The sequence below is a fragment of the Cellulosimicrobium sp. AB352 genome, from assembly GCF_049538415.1.
In the GTDB taxonomy this organism is placed as follows: domain Bacteria; phylum Actinomycetota; class Actinomycetes; order Actinomycetales; family Cellulomonadaceae; genus Cellulosimicrobium; species Cellulosimicrobium funkei.
On record NZ_JBMVFX010000019.1, the window covers coordinates 34,476 to 56,774 of the forward strand.

Here is a 22,299-nt window from a genome sequence, read left to right on the forward strand (position 1 = left end):
GGCGATCCCGGCGGTCCGAGCAGGTGGTCCTGGTTCGTCCGGGGGACGGGACGCGCCAGGACCACCTTTTCGACGCAGGGCCGGGAGTAAGGGGCAGGGTCAGGGGAGGTCGCGCTGCTCAGGGCCGACGTACTGGCTGAGCGGGCGGATGAGGGCGTTGGCGGCGCGTTGCTCCATGACGTGCGCGCTCCAGCCCACCACGCGCGACGCGACGAACAGCGGCGTGAACATCGGGGTGTCGAAGCCCATGAGGTGGTACGCCGGGCCGGCCGGGTAGTCGAGGTTCGGCAGGATGTTCTTCCGCTCGGTCATCGCGGTCTCGAGCGCGGTGTAGAGCTCGAGGAGGTCCGGGCGGCCGTAGTGCTCGACGAGGTCGTCGAGCGTCGCGCGCATGGTGGGGACGCGCGAGTCGCCGTGCTTGTAGACGCGGTGCCCGAAGCCCATGATCTTGCGCTTGTGGGCGAGCGCGTCGTCGAGCCACGCGGCGGCGCGGTCGGCGGTGCCGATCTCGGCGAACGTCGCCATGACGGCCTCGTTCGCGCCGCCGTGGAGCGGGCCCTTGAGCGCGCCGACGGCGCCCGTCACGGCGGAGTGCAGGTCGGACAGCGTGGACGTGATGACGCGCGCCGTGAACGTGGACGCGTTGAACGAGTGCTCGGCGTACAGCACCATCGACACCTCGAACGCGCGCACGACGGCGGGATCGGGCTCCTCGCCGAACGTCATCCACAGGAAGTTCTCGGCGTAGGAGAGGTCGTCGCGCGGCTCGACGAGCTGGAGGCCGCGGCGACGACGCTGGTCGAGCGCGACCGCGGCGGGCAGCACGGCCCACAGGCGGACCGCCTTGGCCTGCTCGGCCTCGGGCGAGGAGTCCTCGGCGTCGGGGTCGTGCGCGCCGAGCTGGGAGATCGCGGTGCGGACGACGTCCATGGGGTGGCACGTCGTCGGGAGCTCGAGGATCGCGTTGCGCACGTGGCCGGGCAGCGCGCGGTGCGCCCGCTCGACGGCGGTCTGCTCGGCGAGCTGCTCCGGCGTGGGCAGCTCGCCGTGCCACAGGAGGTACGCGACCTCCTCGAAGCTGCGGCGGGCGGCGAGGTCCTGCACCGGGTAGCCGCGGTACAGGAGCGAGTTCGTCTCGGGGTTGACCTTCGAGATCGCGGTGACGTCGACGACGACGCCCGCGAGGCCCTTGCGGATCTCGGGCGCGTCGGTGGTCGGTGCGGTGGTGGTCATGCGGTCACTCCTTCGTGCAGCACGGGTCGCGGGGAGATGCCGGTGCCGCGGCAGACGGGCGCGCGGCACCGGACGGTCGTCAGGGCCGGTAGGTGAAGATGCCCTCGTCGAAGGTGTTGTAGGCGGCGTAGTCGAGCAGCTCGTAGAGGCGTGCGCGCGTCTGCATGCCCTCGACCTGCCCCGCCTGGGTGCCGGTCGCGGCGATCTCGTCGAGCGCGCGCTCGGCGGCGCCCATCGCGACCCGCAGGAGCGTGACGGGGTAGATGATCAGCCGCACGCCGGCGTCGCCGAGCTGGCGCCGGGTGAAGAGCTCGGACTTGCCGAACTCGGTCATGTTGGCGAGCACGGGCACGTCCACGGCCGACGCGACGGCCTCGAACTCCGACAGGTCCTTCATCGCCTCGGGGAAGATCGCGTCGGCGCCCGCGTCGACGAGCGCCTTGGCGCGGTCGATCGCGGCGCGCAGCCCGGCGTCGCCGGGGACCGTGCCGCGGACGTCGGTGCGCGCCATGATCAGGAAGCCGGGGTCGCGGCGCGCGTCGGCGGCCGCCCGCACGCGCTTCGCCGCCTCGTCGAGCCCGACGACCTCCTTGCCGTCGAGGTGGCCGCACCGCTTGGGGTTGACCTGGTCCTCGACGTGCGCACCCGCGACGCCCGCGTCCTCGAGCGCCTGGACGGTGCGCGCGACGTTCATCGGCTCGCCGAAGCCGGTGTCGGCGTCGACGAGCGCGGGCAGGTCCGTGACGCGCGCGATCTGCTGCGAGCGCCCCGCGACCTCGGTGAGGGTCGTGAGGCCGATGTCGGGCAGGCCGAGGTCGGCCGACAGCACGGCCCCCGACACGTACACGCCCTCGAAGCCCTTGTCCTGGATCAGGCGTGCGGACAGCGGGTTGAACGCGCCCGGGAGCCGCAGCGGCTCCCCCGTGGTCGCCGCGGCGTCGAGCGCCGCGCGGAACGCGCGCCGCTTGTCCGACGGCGTCACCTGGCTGTACAGCATCAGCGCGCCTCTCCCTCGGTGGTCTCGTCGGCCTCGTGCATGGTGAACCCGTCGCCCTCGACCTCGGGGTGCGCGGGGGCGTCGTCGCGCCCCAGCTCGAACAGGCCGGTCGGGGTGGGGACGGAGTCGAGCAGACCGGGCCGCCCGACGATCGTCAGCTCGCGCACCTCCGCGGGCGTGAGCTCCGGGAGCCGCTGCGCGAGGTCGAGGAAGCGCTCGATCTCGGCGTCCTCGAGGACGCCCGCGGCGAGCGTGCGGAACTTGTGCACGTACTGCTCGCGCCCGAACGGCCGCGCGCCGAGCGGGTGCGCGTCGGCGACGGCGATCTCGCGGACGAGGCGGCCGCCGTCGGCCAGCTCGATCTCGACGCGCCCGCCGAACGCCTTCTCCGCCGGGTCGGTCGAGTGGTAGCGGCGCGTCCACTCGGGGTCCTCGGCCGTCGTGACCTTGGCCCACAGCGCGACGGTGTCGGGGCGGCCCGCGCGCTTGGGCGTGTAGGAGTCGACGTGGTGCCAGCCGCCGTCCTGCAGCGCGACCGCGAAGATGTAGGGGATCGAGTGGTCGAGCGTCTCGCGCGACGCCGTCGGGTCGTACTTCTGCGGGTCGTTCGCGCCGGAGCCGATGACGTAGTGGGTGTGGTGGCTCGTGTGGATGACGATCGACGTGACGTTCTCGGGGTCGGCGAGCCACGGGTGCTCGTCGTGCAGCGCGCGGGCGAGGTCGATGAGCGCCTGCGACTGGTACTCCGCGGAGTGCTCCTTGGTGTACGTGTCGAGGATCCCCGTCTTCGGCTCGCCGGGGGCCGGGAGCACGACGTCGTACGCCGCGTCCGGGCCGTCGAGCAGCCACGCGACGACGCCGTCCTCGCCCTCGTAGATCGGCTCGGGCGACGTCTGGCCACGCATCGCGCGGTCGACCGCCTCGACCGCGACCTTGCCCGCGAACGCCGGGGCGTGCGCCTTCCACGTGGAGATCTGGCCCTTGCGCGACTGGCGGGTGGCCGTCGTCGTGTGCAGGGCCTGACCGATCGCCTGGAACACCGTCTCGGTGTCGAGGCCGAGCAGCGTCCCGATGCCTGCGGCGGCCGACGGCCCGAGGTGCGCGACGTGGTCGATCTTGTGCCGGTGCAGGCTGATCGCGCGCACGAGGTCGACCTGGATCTCGTAGCCGGTCGCGATCGCCCGGACGACGGCGGCTCCGTCGGACCCGGCGTGCTGCGCGACGGCGAGAATCGGCGGGATGTTGTCGCCCGGGTGGGAGTACTCGGCGGCGAGGAACGTGTCGTGGAAGTCGAGCTCGCGCACCGCGACGCCGTTCGCCCAGGCCGCCCACTCGGGGCTCGTGCGGGTCTCGAGGTCGCAGCCGAACACCGTCGACCCCGGGGTGTAGGGGTGCGCGAGCGCCTGGCCGCGCGCCGCGACCGCGGGGCCGCGCGTGAGGCTGGCCGCGGCGACCGCGGCGTTGTCGATGACCCGGTTGACGACCATGTCGACGACCTCGGGCGTGACCTCGACGGGGTCGGTCGCGAGCTCGGCGAGCTTCCACGCGAGCTGGTCCGTGCGGTCGAGCGGCTCAGCGCTGGGGTAGACGCGCAGGTGGTGGGTGTACGGCATCGGTGTCTCCGTCGTGCGGTGGGCGGTGGTCAGGGGAGGTCGTCGGTCGCCGACCCCGCGCCGCGCAGCGACTGCTCGGCGAGGGCGGCGCTGCGCTCGATGTGGGCGCGCATCGCCGCCTCGGCGGCGGCGGCGTCGCGGCTCGCGATGGCGTCGGCGACGGCGCGGTGCTCGTCGACGTGGTCGGTGGTGCCCACGCGGCGGCGAGCCGCGAGCGCGCGGTACCGGTCGACGTGGCCGCGGATCTGGCGCAGGAGCGCCGAGCCCCAGCGGTTGTCGGCGAGCGCCTCGATCTCGCCGTGGAACTGGGCGCCGATGCGCAGCACCTCGTCCTCGTGGTCGCGGACCGCGTCCATGAGCGTCACGAGGCGCGCGAGCCGCGCGACGTCGTCGGGCGTGGCGCGCTCGCACGCGTCCCGGGCGAGGAGGCCTTCGAGGCGGGCGCGCACGTCGTAGACGCGCCGCGCGTCGGCGAGATCGAGCGGCGCGACGCGCACTCCCCCGGTGGGCAGCTCGACGACGAGCGCCTCGGCCTGGAGCAGCCGCAGCGCCTCGCGCACCGGGGTCCGCGAGACGCCGAGCTCGGCGGAGAGCACGGGCTCGGTGAGCCGCGCGTCGGGCGCGAGGGAACCGTCGATGATGCGGCCGCGCAGCAGGTCGTAGACCGCGCGGGCCCCGGACTGGCGGCGCGCGAGGCCCGCGTCGCCGGGCGCCGCGGACGGCCCGACGGCGGTGCGCAGCTCGGGCGTCGTCGTCACCCGGCCATCGTGCCACACGTCCTGCGCACTTGTATACAACTCTCGACGGGGCAGAGATGTCACATCGGCGGGCGCCGCGTCGTCGTCCGGGCATGAGGATCGCTGTGGTGGGTGGGACGGGGACCGTCGGTCGGCACGTCGTGGCGCGGCTGGCCGCGCGCGGCCACGAGGTGCGGGCGCTGAGCAGGCACGCGCGGGAGCACCCCGTCGACCTCACGACGGGCGCAGGTCTCGCGGCGGCGCTCGACGGCGTCGACGTCGTGGTCGACGCGAGCAACACCGCGACGTCGCTGCGGCACGTGCGCGCGGCGGTCGTCGACGGGACGCGGCGCCTGCTCGCCGCCGAGCGCGACGCGGAGGTGCGGCACCACGTGCTCGTGTCGGTGGTCGGGTGCCACGATGTGCCGATGACCTACTACGCCGCCAAGGTCGCGCAGGAGCGCGAGGTCGCGGACGGGGGCGTGCCGTGGACGGTCGTCGCCGCGACCCAGTTCCACGAGCTCGTCGCCGGGACGCTCGGGGCCGCGGCGCGCCGGGGCGTCGTGCCGCTGCTGCGCGCGCCGGTCCAGCCGGTCGCTGCCGCCGAGGTCGGCGCCGCCGTCGCCGACGCCGCCGTGCGCGACCCGCTCGGCGGCACCACGACCGTCGCGGGTCCCGAGGTGGTCGACCTGCGGGACGCGGCGCGCGCCTGGCGCGACGTCACCGGCTCGCGCGCCGTCCCCGTCCGGGTGCCGCTCCCCGGCGCGCTCGGCCGCGCGCTGCGCGCCGGCGGCCTCACCGACGCACAGCCCGACGTGCGCGGCACCACGACGTTCCGCGACTGGCTCGCCGCGCAGCACGCCGAGCGGGCGGCGGCCCGGTGACCGGCCCGGCCGCCGACCACCTCGCGCGCGCGTTCGAGGCCGAGCGCCCCCGCCTCCTGCGGCTCGCGTACACGACGACCGGCTCCTGGTCCGACGCCGAGGACTGCGTCCAGGACGCGTGGCTGCGGCTGCGCACCCAGGACGCGGGCTCGATCCGCAACCTCGCGGCCTGGCTGACGACGACGGTCGGGCGGCTCGCGCTCGACGTGCTCGGGAGCGCGCGGGCGCGCCGCGAGCGCTACGTCGGGACGTGGCTGCCGGAGCCGGTCGTGACGACCCCGGGCGCCGCGTCGCCGGTCGCCGCGGGCGCCGTCGACGCGACGGACCCGGCCGACCGCGTGACGCTCGACGAGGAGGTGAGCATGGCCCTCCTCGTCGTGCTCGAGCGCCTCTCCCCCGCGCAGCGCGTCGCGTTCGTGCTCCACGACGTGTTCGGGCTGCCGTTCGACGAGGTGGGCGACGTCGTCGGGCGCTCGCCCGCCGCCGTCCGCCAGCTCGCGGCGCGAGCCCGCAAGGACGTGGAGGCGGGGCGGCCGCGCGGGACCGCGACGCGCGCCGAGCAGGCGCGCGTCGTCGAGGCGTTCGTCGCGGCCTGCTCCGACGCCGACCTGCCGGCCCTGCTCGCGGTGCTCGACCCCGACGTGGTGCTGCGGGCCGACGGCGGCGGCAAGGTCCGGGCGCTGCGGCACACCGTGCGCGGGGCGGGGACGGCAGGTCCCGTGCTGCTCAGCTACCTGCGCCGGCCGCCCGAGGCCGTGCGCGCGGTCGACGTCAACGGCGCGCCCGGGCTGCTCCTGCGCGACGGGACCGGGGTGCTCACGGTGATCGCGTTCACGGTCGTCGGGGGGCGGGTCGCGGCGCTCGACTTCGTGCGCAACCCCGACAAGCTGAGGACGGTGCGCGCCGACCTCCTCGACGCGGACCCGGCGTGACCCAGGGCGTGACCGGGGCTCAGGCGCGGTAGCCGTCGGTGGGCCAGGCGCCGTAGCCGTCGAGGTGCTCGTCGGCGTCGCGCACGTAGTCGTCGACCGGGGCCATGCGCTCCGCCATCTCGAAGTGCCAGTCCACGAGCTCGCCGAGCGGCACCGGGGTGCGCGACGACCGCGCGACGTCGCGCCCCTCCTCCGACCACAGGGGCGGGTAGACGCTCAGGCCCTCGTCGAGGCGCACGGAGCCGATCTCGTCGTACCAGCCGGGCCAGCGCACGGGCGCATAGAACTCGGCGGTCCCCCCGCTCACGGACCACTCGAGGAACGCCGCCTGGCCGAACCCGAGGTCGAGCCAGGAGAGCGATCCGGGCGCGAAGTAGTGGACGTTGCCGAGCGGGCCAGGGAGCCCGCCGCCGTTGATCGCGAACGTGCCGCCGAGCACGTCGTACGCGACGACGAGGACGGACGGCGCGACGCTGTCCTCGCCCGGCTCGCCGAGGCCGTTGACGGTCGCGAGGTCCGGCAGCCCGGCCCCGCCCCCGCCGATGATCCGGAGCCAGCCGCCGTCGACGAGGACCCCGCCGGTGTGCAGGGCGAGCGCGCCCAGGGTCGAGCGGACGGTGACCTGGAGCCGGTAGAGGACCTCGAGCGACCAGGCGGGCGCGGGCACGACCTCGACGCCGCCGCGACCCAGCATGCGCGAGAGCGTCGGCCACGCCGGGTCGTCGACCGCAGCGAGCTCCGCAGCCGTCCGCACTGTCATGGCCGGATCATGCCAGATGTTGCCCGTCAGCAGGAGTCCTGGTAAAAGCGCGGGGTCCCTGCGCGCCCGGCTCGTCCGGCGATGCGCCGAAAAGACCGGTTCCCCCTCGCGTCGGCCCGGGTAGGTCCTGGCACGGTGAAGACGACGGGCGGACCCTGGGGAGGACGTCGGCGCGCCACCCCGCGCGGTGGCGGCGACCGGTACGGTCACGGCCGTGGACGACGACGGCACACCCTCCCCCGAGCCCGCCACCGACCCCGGCGCCGGGACGGCCCCGCCACGGGCCCGACGGCGCGGCCCCCTCGTCGCGGTGGCCGCCGCGGGCGTGGGCGGCGTCCTCGCGGTGGTGGCCGCCGTCGTCGGGCCGGCGGCGCTGCGCACCGCGGCCGAGCAGCCCGCCCCGGCCACCTCGTCGGTCGGCCCGACGACCCCCGCTCCCGCTGCGACGCCCGCGCCGACCTCCCCCGAGAGCGACCACGAGGCCGTCGCGGCGCGGCTGCGGGCGCTGCCCGGCGTCGCGGCCGTGGAGGCCCTGGGGACCGCGGGCGAGTCCGCGCGCGTCACGCTGGTCAGCCCGCTGCCGACACCCGAGGAGGCGCAGCGCACCGCCGACGACGCGAGCGCGATCGTCGCCGCCGTGCCCGGCGGTGGTGCCTGGTCGCTGCGCGTCGAGGGCACGGGCGCGGGCGGCGGGACGTTCGCCGTCGCGCACGGCCCGGGCGCGGACACGGACCGCGGCGTCGACCCGGCCACCGAGGAGCCCCGCCCCGAGCGCCTCGGGGCCGACGCCGTCGCCGACGCCGTGCGCCTCGTCGCGCACGACCCCGTGCGGCGCGTGTTCCTCTCCCCGGGGTCCGCGTCGGTCGACGTCGGCACGGCCGACGACCTCGTCGGCGTCGCCGCGCTCGTCCGTGCCGAGGGCCGGGGGCTGACGAGCCTCGGTGTCGCCGGCGGCGCCGTCGGCACCTACGACGACGGCGGGCAGTCCGTCCCCGACGACGCGCTGCTCACCCTGCTCGGAGAGGTCGCCGCGGAACCCGGCGTGACGCAGGTCGCGCACGAGACCGCGCGGGACACGTTCCCGCCGAGACCCCTGCTCACCGTCATCACCTCGGGCGACGCCGCCGTGGTCGCGCGGACCCTCGAAGGCGCCGCCTATGCCGGCCCGACCCTCGCGTACCAGGTCCACGGCTCGACCGACGGCGGCGCGTCCGCGACGCGCTCCGGGTTCGTCGCGGGAGCCGCCGCACCGACGACCGGGACGCGCCCCGCGGGCGCGTGCGCCCCCGGCGACCTCACGCTCGGAGCCCTCGGGTTCGACGCCGCGGCGGGGCGCCGGTTCCTCACCGTCACGGCCCGCAACGACGGCACCGCGGAGTGCGTCCTCGCGGGCGCGCCCGCGGTCCGCTTCGTCGCCGACGACGGCTCGGAGACGGACGTGCTCCTCGAGCCGGACGACGACGGCCTCGCCCCGATCACCCTCGCGCCGGGCGCCACCGCCTGGGCCGCGCTCTCGTGGCGCGGCGGGTCGACGGCGGACGACCCGCCGCTCGTCACGACGCTGCTCGTGGCCCCGCACCCGGGAGACCCCGAGTCGGTCGTCGGGCTCGCGGGGATCCCCGGCGTCGGGGACGGCCTCGACCTGCTCGGCGGCGGGACCGCGACGGTCGGGTCGTGGACGCCCGCGCGGGCGGGGTGACGAGAACGCACGCGGGCTGCGGGGTCCGTCGGCGGACTGCCGACGGACCCCGGGAGCGTCAGCTCAGGCACTCCCGAGCCATCTGGCTCCCCGACTGCACGCCGTCGACGACCGACAGCCGGTCGACCGCGCCCCGCCAGTGGTCCGTCCACGTGCCGTCGCGCTGCGCCCGACCCACCTGGAGCGCACCGCTCGACGGCCAGGCCGGGCTCGTGGTCGTGACGGTCCCCGCGAGCGTCGTCTCGCCCGCGCCCGGGTCGTCCACCGAGCCGATCTCGCAGACGTAGAGGCGCAGCTCACCCGCGGCGGCGTCCCGCACGCCCGTCAGCCGCACCCACGCCCCGGGCTTCACGTCGACGCCCGAGAGCGCGACGGTCGACGCCGAGCCGTCGGCGTCGCCGTCCGCCGTCCAGAACGCCCAGCACGTGCCGGACGCCGTCCCGCACGCGGCGTCGTGCCGCACGCCCAGGGAGAACGCGCTCGCCCGGTCACCCGCCTGGCTCACCGCGGCTCGCGTCGCCCCGGTCGCGTCGGCCCGCACGGTCGCCCCGACGGAGAAGGCCCCGCCCGTCGGCGCCACGGGAGTCCCGGACCAGGCGGCGGACGCGTCGTCGGCGATCACGAGCGCACCGTCCGACGGGTCCATGCCGAAGTCCGCGAGGTAACCGCGACCCCACATGCCGTCGTGGGCGAGCGTGAGCGAGCGGCTGCCCGAGGCGTCTCGCGCCTCCGGCCCCGCGCCCTCGGAGAACGCCCAGCGCACCGGCGCCGCGCTCGTCACGGAGAACCGGTAGAGGCGCACCGGGCCCGTCGCCCCGGCGGCGTCGACCGCCTGCGCGGAGATCCGGTGGCTCCCGCTCGACGTCGGCGTGAACTCGACCCGCTCGCCCGGCTCCGCCGAACGGTCGAGCGCGTCCGAGTCGAACGAGTAGCGGATCGCCACGACCCCCGGCTCGTCGGTGGACAGCGCGAACGCGCCGCGCACGCCGACACCGCCGGCCGTCGCACCCTCCCGGTAGACCGCGGGCTCACCCTCGACGGGCGTGATCACGGGCTCCCGCTCGGGCCGTACGAGGTCGGCGACGAACTCGCAGCTGCTCGCCTCGCTCCAGGCCCCGCCGTCCGCCGTGGCCGCTCGTGCCTCCCACGAGTACACCCCGTCGTGCTGCAGCAGACCCGATGGCACCACCACCGATGCGACCGTCCCCGGGGACTGCGGCGGCGTCTCCGCCGTCCACAGCTCGGCGCCCGTCGCGACGTCCTGCAGGGCGAACCGAGCGAGGAACGCCCCGGACCCCTCGCCGGAGAGCTCCGCCCGGAGCGTCGGCGTGCTCGACCGCACGGCCGGGCGGCCCTCGCCCGTCACGCACACGCTCTCCGGGTCCGCGGTCCCGAGCGCGGTCGCGGTCGCCCCTGCGGCAGGCGCGAGCTCGAGCTCGAGCGCCGTCCCCGCACCGAGCACCGCCAGCCCGGACCGTGCACCGGAGAGGCCGAGCGCGACGGGGCCGCCGGACGCGACCGCCTCCGCGACGGGTGCGGTGACGTCCCAGGACACGGCGCCCCAGCGGTCGCAGCGCCCCGCCGAGGCGGCCGAGGCGACGGCGGCGCCCCACGTCGAGGCGTGGTTCGCCCACGTGCTCGACCGGACCACCGCGCCCACCCCGTGCGCCGTGACCGGCGCGGTACGGCACTGCGCACCCTGCACGCCCGACGTCCGGAGCGTCGCCCCGGTGACGGTCGCGCCCGCGGGCACCGCCGAGCCGATCGCGTCCGTGAAGTCCCACGCGACGCGGGTCTCGCCCAGGACCGCGCACAGGAGACCGGAGTCGCACCCGCCGACGGCCTGCCCGCCCGTGAACCCGTACCCGGACGCCGACCGCGGCAGCGCCGACCGCAGCACCGTCCGCGCGGCGCCGTCCCCCGCGAGGACGACGCGCGCGCCGTCCTCGCCGACCACACCGGCCGGCAGCGGTCCTGCGCTCGCCGCGGCGGCGCCCGCCGTCAGGCCGGAGAGGGCCAGCACGGCGCTCAGCAGCGCGCCCACGGTCCTCCGCGTCGTTCGTCCCACGTCTCCCCCGATCACCCGCTCGCCGTCGTCGGCGAGGTGCTTGCCGCATGCTCCGGTCGTCCTCGACCAGGTCGTCCCACGGCAGATGCCGGAAATGTACACCCGCCCTGCGACACCGCGGCGCGCGGCGCCGGCGTCCGGTCGCGGACCGGCCCGCGATCACCCGAACGTCGCGGTGAACACCTGGACGCCGGGCGGGACGTCGAGCTCGACGATCCCCTCCGTCGGGCCGTCCCCCTCCAGGACGGGGTAGAGCGTCGGGCTGCCGGACACGTCGATCTCGCGGGTCGTGGTCCGCCCGTCCGTCGTGACACGGGCCATGACGGTGCCCTCGCCGCCGAGCACCGTGAACACGTCGGTCGAGCGGTACGCGAGACGCACGCGCGCGTCGTCGGACACGGCGGTCGCGCCCTGGAAGTCGACGTCCCACGTGCCGCCGAGCGAGAACGTGTCCTGCCGCTGGTCGTCGGCGAGCGTGAAGTCCTGCTGCCCCGCGGCGTAGCGCGGCTCGCCGGCGTAGTTCACGACGCGCTTGATGGAGAAGTAGGTCTCGGGCGTCGTCTCGTCCTGCGGGGTGGTGTCGCCGACGGCGGTGGGCTCGGGCAGCTCCACGCCCGGGTTCGCGTCCTCGAGGAGCTCGCGCACCAGGCGCTCGGTGTCCTCGTACCCGCCCTCCCCGAAGCGGATGTGGCGCACGGTCCCGTCGGCGTCGACGAGGTACTGCGCGGGCCAGTAGCGGTTCCGGTAGGCCGTCCAGGTCGCGTACGCGTTGTCCTGGGCCACGGGGTAGGTGACGCCGAGGTCCTGCGCGCCCGCGACGACGTTGCGCGTCTCGCGCTCGAACGCGAACTCGGGCGTGTGCACCCCGACGACCTCGAACCCCGCGCCGACGTCGCGGTACCGGTCGTACCAGGCGTTGACGTGCGGGATCGCGCGCTGGCAGTTGATGCAGGAGTAGGTCCAGAAGTCCACGAGCACGACCTTGCCGCGCAGCCCCTCGAGCGTCAGCGCCTCGCCGCCCGGGGTGTTGAGCCACGTGTCGATGCCGCGCAGCTCCGGGGCGGTGCCGCAGTCCTCCAGCACGGGCGCGCCGTTCGAGCAGTTCGACAGCTCGCGGTTCTCGTCGGTGACGAGCCCGCCGAGGTCGAGCGCCTCGCGCACGGCGTCGTTCTCGTCGACCCGCTGCTGGAGCGCACCCGTGTAGTCGGGCAGGGCGCGCTGGAGCGCGGCGGGGAGGTTCAGCGCGAGCGCGCCCGCGAGCGCGATCATCACGACGCCGCCCGTGACGCGGATGCCGCGCGTGTGCCGCTGGAACCCGCGGACCCGCTCCGCGACGCGACGTCCCGCGAGCGCGAAGACCAGGAGCGGGATCGCCGCACCGACCGCGAAGGACACCGTGAGAGCGACGGTGCCCGGGCCGATGTTCCCCGTCGCCCCGGCCACGGTGATCGCTGCGAGGACCGGCCCGGCGCACGGCACGTACAGCACGCCGAGGCCGAGGCCGAGCACGAACGCCCCGCGGTCCTGGCGGGCGGCGCCGCGTCGTGCCCCGAGCGCCGCGATCCGCCGGAACGGCCGCTCCAGGACCTCCTCGACGCGCGGCACGATCATCCCCACGCCGATCGCGACGAGGAGGACGATGCCCGCCCAGCGCAGCAGGTCCTGCGGGAGCCCGAGCGCGGTCAGCAGGAGGGAGCCGAGGAGCGTGAAGACGCTGAAGCTGAGGACCAGGCCCGCGATGACGAGGTAGGGGCGCCACGAGCGGCGCGTGGTCCGCCGCGTCGCGCGGCGACCGGGGCCACCGTCGGCCGGGGCGGCGGGCTCCGCCGCGTCCCCCGTCGACAGGTCGAGGGCGAGCGTCCCGCCGCGCGTCGGCCGCGCCAGGACCTCGCGCGCCCCGGCGGCTTGCTGCGCGCCGCCCCGGCCGCGCTGCCCCGCGGCCGGGCGACCGCCGACGCGGACCGCGTCCGGGACGCCCGCGAACAGCCCCGGGGAAACACCGCCCGTCCCGGCCTCCGCGGTGCCCGACGGCGCCTCCCCCGTGCGCGCGCCCTGCACACCGCCCGCGAAGAAGATGACGGGCAGCATGGGCAGGATGCACGGCGAGATCCCCGTGATGAGTCCGCCGAGCAGGCCGATGACGATGAGCGTCTCCATGCCCGGGGTTCGGACCGGCGGCCCTCGCGGATGGGTCCGCCACGCGCCGAGCGCACGTCGCCGGGCGCACGACGACGGCCCCGACCGTCCGGTCGGGGCCGTCGGGACCCGCTCTCGCGGGCCCACCGCGCGCCCGCTTCTGGACGCGCCGGGAGGGTCACATGGTCGGCATGAGCACCGAGTCGACAAGGTACACGGTCGCGTTCTGCGTCATCACGCCACCGCACACGACGGCCGCGTCGTTGACCATGAGCTCGTCGCCCGAGCCGGTCACCTCGACCGTGCCGCCCTCGACGGTCTCGTGCTCGCCGACGACCTGGTCGGGCGTGAGCTGGCCGGGCACCACGTGGTACGTGAGGATCTTCGTCAGCGTGTCGGAGTCCGTCTTCAGCGACTCGAGCGTCGCGGCGTCGATCTTCGCGAACGCGTCGTCGACGGGGGCGAACACGGTGAACTCGCCGCCGTTGAGCGTGTCGACGAGGTCGACGTCCGGGTTGAGCTCGCCCGAGACGGCCGCGGTGAGCGTCGTGAGCAGCGGGTTGTTCGACGCCGCCACGGCGACGGGGTCGGTCGACATGCCCGTGATCGACCCGGCGCCGTCGGGCACCTGCTCCGCGTACGCCGCGCAGCCGGGGCCCACGAGGTTCGCGGCGGGGTCGGCCGCCATGTCGTCCGAGCCCTCGGTCGAGTCGTCGGTCATGTCGTCGGACGTGGAGTCGTCCGTCATGGTGTCGGACTGGGAGTCGGTCGTCGTCGAGTCGGACCCCGTGTCCGAGTCCGAGCTGCACGCGGACAGGCCGAGCACGGCGAGCGTGGCGATGCCGGCGACGGCGTACGACGTGCGGGTGCGAACGTTCATCGGTCTCTCCTCGGGTCGTCGCCCCGCCGGTGCGGGGCGTCATGCCGAGGGTTCGGAGCGCTGGCCCGGGTGGATGGGTCGGGATCGGCACGAGTTTTTCCCGCGCGCGTCCCGACCCCTCCGGGCCGCGGCGCTCAGCCGACGAGCGCGACCACCGGGTCCGTCGTGGGCTGCTCCGAGCCGCCCGCCGGCTCGACCGTCACCGCCATGCCGACGCCCGGCTCGCCCTGGACGAGCCGGGACGTGCTGCCGTCCTGGACGTCGAGGACGCCCGCCGAGACGACGGCGCCGTCGGGCTCGACCACCCAGAGCTGGTAGTCCCGGTCGTCGCCCGTGTCGGGCAGGTCGGACGCGCGGAAGTACATGTCGTCGCCCGCCGCGAGGACGGACGCCTGCCCGCCGCCCGCCACGTCGCCGTGCAGGATCGTCGCGTCGGGGTCGGCGAGCATGCGCTCGATCGCGTCCGCCCGCGCCTCCAGGCGGGACTGCTCCTGCGTCGCGCGGACCGCGACCGTCGTCGGGACGGCCACCGCGACCACCGCGGCCACCGCCGCCGCGAGCCCGGTCCAGCGCCGACGGCGGGCGCGGCGCGCGGCCGCGAGGTCGACGACGACGCCCCCCGTCCTCTCCCCGGCGGGCGGGAGCGTGGCCTCGGACGCGGCCACCCGGGCCAGGACGGTGTCGCGCAGCGCGGGCGGCGGGGCGCTCTCGACGGTGAACGCCGCCACGACGTCGCGGTACTCGTCGAGCTCGCGCCGCGCGTCGGGGTCGGCCGCGAGCAGGCGCTCGACGGCGCGCCGCTCGACGTCGTCCACCGCGTCGAGCGCGTAGGCGGGGAGCAGGTCGCGGACGTCCGGACGGTCGTGCGCGCCGTCGCCGCGGGGCGTGGTCGGGTCAGCCACGACGCACCCCCAGGCAGTCGCGGAGCCGCAGGAGCCCGTCCCGGATGCGGGACTTCACGGTCGGCAGCGCGGCGTCGAGCCGCTCCGCGACCTCCCGGTAGGTGAGCCCGCCGTAGTACGCCTGCACGACCGCCTCCCGCTGCGTCGCCGTGAGCGAGTCCAGGCACCGCCGCACGGCCGCGCCCTCGAGACGTCGCTCGACGTCCTCCACCACCACGTCCCGCGGTGCCGCGGCCGTCGAGGCGTCCACGTCGCGCTGGTCGCGGTCGCGGCGCGCCTGCTCGGCCCGCACGCGGTCCACCGCGCGCCGCCGGGCGAGCGTGGCGACCCAGGTTCGCGCCGAGCCGCGGGTCGCGTCGTAGCGCGCCGCCGTCTGCCACACCTCCACCATCACCTCCTGCACGACCTCCGCCGCGTGGTCCGGGTCCCGCAGGACCCCCAGGCACGTGCCGTACGCGACCGGCGCGAGCGCGTCGTAGACGGGCGCGAACGCGGCGGGGTCGCCGCCGGCGCACGCCGCGAGGGCGGCGTCGACCGCCGGGTTCGTCGTCACGGGAGGTGGCACCCGGTCAGTGTGCAGCACGGGCGCCTCCCGCACGCGCTGCGGCGCGTCGACCACGGCTCTCGGCACCCGACCTCCCGTCGCCAGCGCCGTCCCGGTCCGTCCGGGACACCCTGGGTTCGGCGCCGACGCGCGGACGGATGGGTCCTCGTCCCGCGGGCACCGCTCAGAGCGCGCGCCGGGCGCGGACCGCCGCCGCGAGCTCCTGCAGGAGGTCGGCCGTCGTGTCCCAGTCGATGCACGCGTCCGTGACGGACTGCCCGTAGACGAGGCCGCTCGACGCGGGCTTCTGCGCACCCGCCACGAGGAAGCTCTCCATCATGAGGCCCGTGATGCCCTGCTCGCCCTCGGCCAGCCGCGCGGAGACCTCGCGCACGACCTCCGCCTGGCGCACGTGGCTCTTGCCGGAGTTTCCGTGCGACGCGTCGACGACGAGCCCGTGCTCCGTGACCCCGCCGCGGCCCGAGGTGCGCGCGACCGCGAGCGCCGCCGCGACGTCGTCGGCCCCGTAGTTGGGGCCCGAGCGCCCGCCGCGCAGGATGACGTGGCAGTCGGGGTTGCCCGCGGTCTCCACGGCGGCGGCCCGGCCGAGCGAGTCCATGCCGAAGAACGTGTGCTCGCTCGCCGCGGTGATGCAGCCGTCGACCGCGATCTGCACGTCGCCGTCGGTCGCGTTCTTGAACCCGACGGGCATGGACAGGCCCGAGGCGAGCTGGCGGTGCACCTGCGACTCGGCGTTGCGCGCGCCGATCGCGCCCCACGACACGGCGTCGGCGATGTACTGCGGGCTCGTCGGCTCGAGGAACTCGCACGCGGCCGGGACGCCGGCGTCGAGGACGCCGAGCAGCACCTCGCGCGCGAGGCGCAGGCCGTGGTGCACGTCGTGCGACCCGTCGAGGTGCGGGTCGTTGATGAGGCCCTTCCAGCCCACGGTCGTGCGCGGCTTCTCGAAGTAGACGCGCATGACGACCATGAGGTCGTCCGCGAGCTCGTGCGCGACGGCGGCCAGGCGCCCCGCGTACTCGAGCGCGGCCTCGGGGTCGTGCACCGAGCAGGGGCCGACGATGACGAGGAGGCGGTCGTCGTCACCCGCGAGGACGTCACGGACCTCGCGGCGCGACGTCGTCACGAGGTCGCTGCGCGTCGCGCCGAGGGGCAGGTCGGCGAGCATGGCGCGCGGCGCGGGGAGGGCGTCGAGCGCGCGGACCCGCAGGTCGCTCGTGCGGGCCTGGAGCTCGGGGCTGTCCACGGGGTCGACGGTACTCGTCGCACCGTCGGTCGTCGCGGTCTCGGGCGAGGTGGTCGTGCTGGTCACGGGGGGCTCCTGGTCTGTGCGGCGGGGTCTGGGAACGCCGTGAGTCAGGATGCCCAGCGGCGCTCCACCGGCCTGCTGCCGCCCGTGGTCCCGGAGCGGCCCGTCTCACGACGAAGGGCCCGGACGCGGTCCGCGTCCAAGGCCCTGTGCTGGCTCCGGGTGGTGATCTGTGGTCAGGCTGACGCCCGCACGGCCCCACCGGGAGCCTGCGTAAAGCGCCAATACCACTGAGAAGTCACGAGCCGACCGTAGCACAGCGGCTCCGAGGGGCGGACGGCCCGTCTCACGGGCCGGTCGGGCAGCGCCTACGCTCGGGGCATGCCGATCCCCGACTTCGTCGCCGCCCTCCGCTCCCGTGTCGGGACCGACCTGCTGTGGATGCCGGGGGTGTCGGGCGTCGTCGTGGACGACGCCGGCCGCGTGCTGCTCGGGCAGCGCGCCGACTCCGGCCAGTGGGCCGTGATCAGCGGGATCCTCGAGCCGGGCGAGGACCCGGCGGTCGGGCTCGCGCGCGAGGTGCTGGAGGAGACGGGCGTCGAGGTCGTGGTGGACGCGCTCGTCGCGGTGACGGTCACGGAGCCGATGGAGTACCCGAACGGCGACCGGTCGCAGTACCTCGACCTGGCGTTCCTGTGCCGCCCGGTGTCGCCGGCGGCCGCCGCGGCGGCGCACGTCGCGGACGACGAGTCCCTCGCCGTCGCGTGGTTCGCCCCGGACGCCCTGCCCGACGACGTCGCGCGCTCGTCGACCGAGCGCCTCGGCCACGCCCTCGCGCGGCTCGCCGACCCCTCAGCCGCCCCGTTCTTCGTCCGCTGACGCGGCGGCCGGAGCGTCGGGCACCGCCCGTCCGTCCTCGGCGGGACCGAGCCAGCGCACCGCGAGCAGGCACGCGTCGTCGTCCTCGGGCGCGCGCGAGACGACGGCCTCCAGCAGCCGGTCGTCGCGCAGGCCGACGTCGAGGGCGCGCGTGACGACGTCCGCGAGCTCGTCGAGCGCCAGCGCGAGCGGCCGGTCGCGGCGCTCGACAACGCCGTCCGTGAAGAGCAGCAGGAGGTCGCCCGGGGCCAGCCGCACGGCCTTGGCGACGCGCGGCGTCGTGCCCCGCACGCCCAGCGGCGTCGACCGCGCCTCCCACAGGTACGCCGCGGAGCCGCCGGCCCGCACGAGCAGGGGCGGCAGGTGGCCCGCGCACGTGTAGCGCAGCACCCCGGCGCGCAGGTCGAGCTCCCCGTAGACGAGGCTCGCCATGAAGCCCGTGCCCGTCCGGTCGACGAAGCGGTCGACGCGCTCGACCACCTCCTCGGGCGGCAGCCCCGTGTCGGACGCCGCCCGGACGGCGGTGCGCAGCTGCCCCATCGACGTCGCCGCCTTGAGCCCGCGGCCGACGACGTCCCCCACGCTGAGCGCGACGACGTCGGGCGCGACCCGGAAGGTGTCGTACCAGTCGCCGCCGACCTGGAGGTCGTGGACGCCCGGGCGGTAGCACGCCGAGACCTCGACCTGCGGGTCGGCGACGATCCCGTCCGAGAGCATCGCGCCCTGGAGCTCGCTCGCGACCGAGACGCTCTGCTCGTGGACCCGCGCGCGCGAGAGCGCGAGCGCCGCGAGCTGGCCCGCGGCGGCGGCGGTGCCCAGGTCGACGGGGTCGGAACCCGCGGCGCGACGTGGTTCGAGCGCGAGCACGCCGAGCAGCGCGCCCGCGGTGCGCAGCGGCACGACGACCGTCCCGTCGTCCCGCACCGTCGCCTCGGTGAGCTCGTCGATCGACGGCGCCAGGACGCCGACGGCGCCGCCCCACCGCCGCAGCGGGCCGCGCTCCTGCGCCGTCCACAGCGCGGCGTCGCCCGCGCCCAGCATCGTGACGGCCGCGCGGAGCAGGACCCACGCGACGCCGTCGAGACCGGCGACGCTCGCGAGGTCGGCCGCGACGCCGTGCAGCAGCCGCACCCGGCGCTCCGCCTCCTCCGCCGCGCGGCGCGCCTCGACGAGCTCGTGCTCGAACCGCGACCGCTCGCGCGCGCCCAGCATCGCGACCTCGATCAGCCGCTCGCCGCGCGCCTCGCGCTCGATCGCCGTGAGCAGCACGGGCTCGCGGCCCCCGGGCGTGCGGAGCTCGACCGCGACCTCGTCGACGCGGCCCTCGATGTGCAGGCGCGGGCCGACGTGCGTCTCCCAGAAGATGCGCCCACCGACCGTGAGCAGGTCCGCCAGCCGGCGGCCCGCGACCGCCTCGACGTCCGGGACCTCGATCGTCCGGAGGAACTCGTCGTTGGCGTCGAGGACGCGCGCCTCGGCGTCGAGGAGGAGCAGCGCGACGGGGGCGAGCGCCCAGCGCTCGGCCCGGGACATCGCCATCAGGCGGCGCCCAGCCAGTCGCGCATCGCGCGCACGAGCAGCGCGGGGTGCGAGAGGTTCGGGCAGTGCCCCACCGAGTCGATGACGACGAGGTCGCTGCCGGGCAGGTGCTCGTGCACGTAGCGCCCGACCTCGGGCGGCGCGATGACGTCCTCCCGGCTCTGCACCACGAGGCTCCGGGTGCGCACGCGCGCCAGGTCGGCCCGGTTGTCGCCGAGGAACGTCGCGCGCGCGAACTGCCGGGCGACCGCCGGGTCGTTGCGCCGGAACACCGCGGCGAGCTCGTCGCCGAGCGCCGGGCGGTCCGGGTTCCCGGCGATCACGGGCGCCATGACCTGCGTCCAGCCGAGGTAGTTCGCGTCCATCGTCTCCAGGAGCTCGTCGATCTCCTCGGCGGTGAACCCGCCGCGGTAGCCGTCGTCGTCGACGTACCGCGGGCTCGGGCCCACGAGCACCAGCCGGTCGAACAGGTCCGGGCGGTCGGCCGCCGCGAGCAGCGCGATCACGGCGCTCACCGAGTGGCCCACGAGCACCACGGGCCCGCGCCCCTCCCCCGGCCCGACGGCCTCGACGATCTCCACCACGTCCGCGGCGTAGCCCGCGAGGTCGGCGTGCCGGACGGCGTCGTGCGCGGTGGGGTGCGACGCCCCGCACCCCGAGTGGTCGAACAGCACGACCCGGTGGTCCGTCGCGAACGCGGGCGCGACGAAGCGCCACATCGACTGGTCGCAGCCGAATCCGTGCGCGAAGACCATCGTCGGGCCGTCCTGCGCCCCCATGACCCGCACGTTGTTGCGCTCGTGCACGTCCACGCGTCACAGCGTAGGGGGGAAGGGGTCGCGAGGGGCAGCGGCGCCCCGGGGGTGAGACCCGCGCACGGCACAATGTCCTCATGCGTGTCTCGGCGAAGGCGGACTATGCGGTGCGGGCGTGCGCCGAGCTCGCGGCGTCGCCGCACGGCGACCCGGTGAGGGCGGAAGACCTCGCGACGGGTCAGGGCCTCCCAGTGAGCTTCCTCGAACGGATCCTCGGCGACCTGCGCCGGGCCGGGATCGTCGCGAGCGTCCGCGGGCGCTCCGGCGGCCACCGCCTCGCGCGCCCGGCGTCCGAGGTGACGCTCGCCGACGTCTTCCGCGCGGTGGACGGCCCGCTCGTCACGGTCCGCGACGAGCGCCCCCCGAGCCTGGAGTACGACGGCTCCGCGGCGGGCCTGCTCGAGGTGTGGATCGCCCTGCGCGCGAGCGTCCGCGACGTGCTGGACCGCGTGACGATCGACGACGTCGTGCGCCGCGACCTGCCCGACGACGTGCACGCGCTCGCGGCCCGCGCCGACGCGTGGGAGAACCCCTGACGGGAGGCTCCCGTTAACACTGGCCCACGATGCGGGCGGCGCTTCACATAGTGGACCCACCCGGTCAACCTTGTCAGGACGCGTCGGGATCCTCCCGACGGCCCGAGCAAGGAGGCCCCGGTGCGGACCCTCGTCCTGCTGGCCCTCGTGGGCCTCGGTGCCCAGCTCGTCGACGGCAGCCTCGGCATGGCGTACGGCGTGACGTCCACGACGCTCCTCCTCGCGATCGGGACGAACCCCGCGGCGGCGTCGGCGACGATCCACCTCGCGGAGATCGGGACGACGCTCGCGTCCGGCGCGGCGCACTGGCGGTTCGGCAACGTCGACTGGAAGGTCGTGCTGCGCATCGGCGTGCCGGGCGCGCTCGGGGCGTTCGCGGGCGCGACGTTCCTCGCGAACCTGTCGACCGAGGTCGCCGCCCCCGTCATGTCGCTGCTGCTCCTCGCGCTCGGCGTCTACGTGCTCTCGCGCTTCACGTTCGCCGGGCTGCCGACGGGTCGTCTGGGGCTGCCGCTGCGCAAGCGGTTCCTCGCGCCGCTCGGTCTCGTGGCGGGCTTCGTCGACGCCACGGGCGGCGGCGGCTGGGGCCCGGTGGGCACGCCCGCCCTGCTCGCGTCGGGCCGGATCGAGCCCCGCAAGGTCATCGGGTCCGTCGACACGAGCGAGTTCCTCGTCGCGGTCGCCGCGTCGCTCGGGTTCCTCCTGTCGCTCGGCTCGCAGGGGATCGACCTGACGTGGGTCGTGGCGCTCCTCCTCGGCGGGCTCGTCGCCGCGCCGATCGCGGCCTGGCTCGTCCGGATGCTCCCGCCCCGGATCCTCGGCTCGGCCGTGGGCGGCGTCATCGTGCTCACCAACGTCCGCACGCTGCTGCGCTCCGACTGGGTCGACGCGAGCGGCGCGGTCCAGGGCGTCGTGCTGGCGCTCGTCGCGGTCGTCTGGGCGGCCGCCGTCGTCTGGTCGGTGCGGGCGCACCGCCGCGCCGTAGCGGCGGAGGCAGCGGCCGACCCGACACCCGCCGACGCCCCCCACCCGGCCCCCGCCACCCGCTGACCCGCTCCGCCGAGCAGGTGGTCGTGGTCCGTCCTGGCGGCAGGACGGACCACGACGACCTGCTCGACCTCCGGGACCGGCTCGGTCTCAGTCGGTTGCGTAGCGGCGGACGAAGGTTGCGAGGATGCGGTGGGGCTCCCGGACGTCGCCGCGCCGGACGGCCGCCTCGACGTCGCCCGCAGCCTCGGGCGGGAAGTAGCCGTAGTCCCGGTAGACGCCGATGCGCGTGAGGATGCCCTCCAGGTCGAGCTCCGGGTGGAACTGCGTCGCGTAGAGGTTCTCCTTGACGCGGAACATCTGCACCGGGCACGCGTCCGACGTGGCGAGCAGCACCGCGTGCGGCGGCAGCTCCCGCACCGCCTCCTTGTGGCCCACGTACGCCTCGAACGCGTCGGGCAGGCCCGCGAGCAGCGGGTCGGCCCGGCCCTCCGGGGTGAGCCGGATCGTCACGGGCGAGATGGGCTCGGCGTACGTGTCGTCCAGCACCGCGCCCTCGTGCAGGCCAAGGGTCCCGACGCCGTAGCACGCCCCGAGGAAGGGGACGTCGCGCTCGACGATCTCGTCCAGGAGCGGCGCGAGCTCGCGCTCGACCCGGCGCTGCGTCGCCGACTTCTCCGCCTCGGGCCGCGACGAGTCGAACGGGCTGCCGCCGACGATCACCCCCGAGTACGCGTCGAGGTCGATCGCCGGCAGCGGGCCCGCCTCCATCCGCACGCGGTGCAGCTCGTGCGGCGCGAGGCCGGAGTGACGCAGCACCGCCGCGTGCTCGCCGTCCGCGGCCGGGTCCTCCGCCCGGGACGCCAGCAGCAGGAAGGGCTTCATGCC

The 22,299-nt window shown here is 75.9% G+C and carries 19 protein-coding genes and 1 pseudogene; 6 read left to right on the forward strand and 14 right to left on the reverse strand.

Going from position 1 to position 22,299, the window contains the following annotated elements; all coding sequences use genetic code 11:
* Nucleotides 1–99: 99 nt before the first annotated feature.
* From ACPCUX_RS14010 to ACPCUX_RS14025, 4 genes and pseudogenes are all read right to left on the reverse strand, one after another.
* Nucleotides 100–1,233, reverse strand: a complete 1,134-nt coding sequence (locus tag ACPCUX_RS14010; RefSeq protein ID WP_423389005.1) for a bifunctional 2-methylcitrate synthase/citrate synthase — start codon at nt 1,231–1,233, stop codon at nt 100–102.
* A 79-nt stretch (nt 1,234–1,312) separates the two neighbouring features.
* On the reverse strand, nt 1,313–2,230 hold the full coding sequence (gene prpB, locus ACPCUX_RS14015; protein WP_021481996.1) for a methylisocitrate lyase: 918 nt from the start codon (nt 2,228–2,230) through the stop codon (nt 1,313–1,315).
* Between the two features lie 98 nt (nt 2,231–2,328).
* A pseudogene (locus tag ACPCUX_RS14020) lies at nt 2,329–3,843 on the reverse strand (MmgE/PrpD family protein); the annotation flags it as partial.
* Nucleotides 3,844–3,872: 29 nt separating this feature from the next.
* Nucleotides 3,873–4,601 carry a GntR family transcriptional regulator gene (locus tag ACPCUX_RS14025; protein ID WP_168945279.1) on the reverse strand — a complete coding sequence of 243 codons (729 nt, stop codon included), beginning with the start codon at nt 4,599–4,601 and terminating at the stop codon, nt 3,873–3,875.
* A gap of 92 nt (nt 4,602–4,693) precedes the next feature.
* Here ACPCUX_RS14025 and ACPCUX_RS14030 point away from each other — a divergent pair, with 92 nt between their 5' ends.
* Entirely contained in the window at nt 4,694–5,464 is a 771-nt protein-coding gene (locus ACPCUX_RS14030) for an SDR family oxidoreductase (RefSeq protein WP_144721931.1), read from the forward strand.
* Nucleotides 5,461–6,396: an RNA polymerase sigma factor SigJ gene (sigJ, locus tag ACPCUX_RS14035; protein WP_423389006.1), complete on the forward strand. Its 936-nt coding sequence runs from the start codon at nt 5,461–5,463 to the stop codon at nt 6,394–6,396. Before ACPCUX_RS14030 ends, sigJ begins: the two co-directional genes overlap by 4 nt.
* A 19-nt stretch (nt 6,397–6,415) precedes the next feature.
* Here sigJ and ACPCUX_RS14040 read toward each other — a convergent pair whose 3' ends face one another.
* The gene (locus tag ACPCUX_RS14040; RefSeq protein WP_423389007.1) at nt 6,416–7,156 is read right to left on the reverse strand and encodes a DUF2625 family protein; all 741 of its coding nucleotides are present in this window, start codon (nt 7,154–7,156) and stop codon (nt 6,416–6,418) included.
* A 214-nt stretch (nt 7,157–7,370) separates the two neighbouring features.
* Here ACPCUX_RS14040 and ACPCUX_RS14045 point away from each other — a divergent pair, with 214 nt between their 5' ends.
* Nucleotides 7,371–8,855 carry a DUF4232 domain-containing protein gene (locus tag ACPCUX_RS14045; RefSeq protein WP_423389008.1) on the forward strand — a complete coding sequence of 495 codons (1,485 nt, stop codon included), beginning with the start codon at nt 7,371–7,373 and terminating at the stop codon, nt 8,853–8,855.
* A gap of 58 nt (nt 8,856–8,913) precedes the next feature.
* On the opposite strand, the gene ACPCUX_RS14050 is transcribed toward ACPCUX_RS14045, so the two are convergent.
* From ACPCUX_RS14050 to ACPCUX_RS14075, 6 genes are all read right to left on the reverse strand, one after another.
* Complete coding sequence (locus tag ACPCUX_RS14050) at nt 8,914–10,899, reverse strand: LamG-like jellyroll fold domain-containing protein (RefSeq protein ID WP_034653263.1); 1,986 nt, start codon at nt 10,897–10,899, stop codon at nt 8,914–8,916.
* Nucleotides 10,900–11,082: 183 nt separating this feature from the next.
* Entirely contained in the window at nt 11,083–13,080 is a 1,998-nt protein-coding gene (locus tag ACPCUX_RS14055) for a cytochrome c biogenesis protein DipZ (protein ID WP_423389009.1), read from the reverse strand.
* Between the two features lie 157 nt (nt 13,081–13,237).
* Nucleotides 13,238–13,939, reverse strand: a complete 702-nt coding sequence (locus ACPCUX_RS14060) for a fasciclin domain-containing protein (RefSeq protein WP_137280738.1) — start codon at nt 13,937–13,939, stop codon at nt 13,238–13,240.
* Between the two features lie 134 nt (nt 13,940–14,073).
* The gene (locus ACPCUX_RS14065) at nt 14,074–14,841 is read right to left on the reverse strand and encodes an anti-sigma factor (RefSeq protein WP_043654403.1); all 768 of its coding nucleotides are present in this window, start codon (nt 14,839–14,841) and stop codon (nt 14,074–14,076) included.
* On the reverse strand, nt 14,834–15,406 hold the full coding sequence (gene sigK / locus ACPCUX_RS14070) for an ECF RNA polymerase sigma factor SigK (protein WP_085951324.1): 573 nt from the start codon (nt 15,404–15,406) through the stop codon (nt 14,834–14,836). The genes ACPCUX_RS14065 and sigK overlap by 8 nt, the downstream gene beginning before the upstream one ends.
* A 163-nt stretch (nt 15,407–15,569) precedes the next feature.
* Nucleotides 15,570–16,652 carry a 3-deoxy-7-phosphoheptulonate synthase gene (locus tag ACPCUX_RS14075; RefSeq protein ID WP_423389021.1) on the reverse strand — a complete coding sequence of 361 codons (1,083 nt, stop codon included), beginning with the start codon at nt 16,650–16,652 and terminating at the stop codon, nt 15,570–15,572.
* 384 nt (nt 16,653–17,036) lie between these two features.
* Between ACPCUX_RS14075 and ACPCUX_RS14080 the strand changes: the two genes are divergently transcribed.
* Nucleotides 17,037–17,534, forward strand: a complete 498-nt coding sequence (locus ACPCUX_RS14080) for an NUDIX hydrolase (protein WP_423389010.1) — start codon at nt 17,037–17,039, stop codon at nt 17,532–17,534.
* Here ACPCUX_RS14080 and ACPCUX_RS14085 read toward each other — a convergent pair.
* Both ACPCUX_RS14085 and ACPCUX_RS14090 read right to left on the reverse strand, forming a co-directional pair.
* Nucleotides 17,508–19,073, reverse strand: a complete 1,566-nt coding sequence (locus ACPCUX_RS14085; RefSeq protein WP_051028125.1) for a PP2C family protein-serine/threonine phosphatase — start codon at nt 19,071–19,073, stop codon at nt 17,508–17,510. The two genes, ACPCUX_RS14080 and ACPCUX_RS14085, sit on opposite strands and share 27 nt — an antisense overlap.
* Nucleotides 19,073–19,885, reverse strand: coding sequence for an alpha/beta fold hydrolase (locus ACPCUX_RS14090; RefSeq protein WP_423389011.1), 813 nt, complete (start codon nt 19,883–19,885; stop codon nt 19,073–19,075). The genes ACPCUX_RS14085 and ACPCUX_RS14090 overlap by 1 nt, the downstream gene beginning before the upstream one ends.
* An 80-nt stretch (nt 19,886–19,965) precedes the next feature.
* On the opposite strand from ACPCUX_RS14090, the gene ACPCUX_RS14095 reads away from it, so the two are divergent.
* Nucleotides 19,966–20,424: an RrF2 family transcriptional regulator gene (locus tag ACPCUX_RS14095; protein ID WP_034652034.1), complete on the forward strand. Its 459-nt coding sequence runs from the start codon at nt 19,966–19,968 to the stop codon at nt 20,422–20,424.
* Between the two features lie 120 nt (nt 20,425–20,544).
* Complete coding sequence (locus tag ACPCUX_RS14100) at nt 20,545–21,474, forward strand: sulfite exporter TauE/SafE family protein (protein WP_144721943.1); 930 nt, start codon at nt 20,545–20,547, stop codon at nt 21,472–21,474.
* Nucleotides 21,475–21,561: 87 nt separating this feature from the next.
* On the opposite strand, the gene ACPCUX_RS14105 is transcribed toward ACPCUX_RS14100, so the two are convergent.
* A complete protein-coding gene (locus ACPCUX_RS14105) occupies nt 21,562–22,296 on the reverse strand; it encodes a glutamine amidotransferase (RefSeq protein ID WP_354807310.1) in 735 nt (244 codons plus the stop codon).
* Nucleotides 22,297–22,299 lie beyond the last annotated feature (3 nt).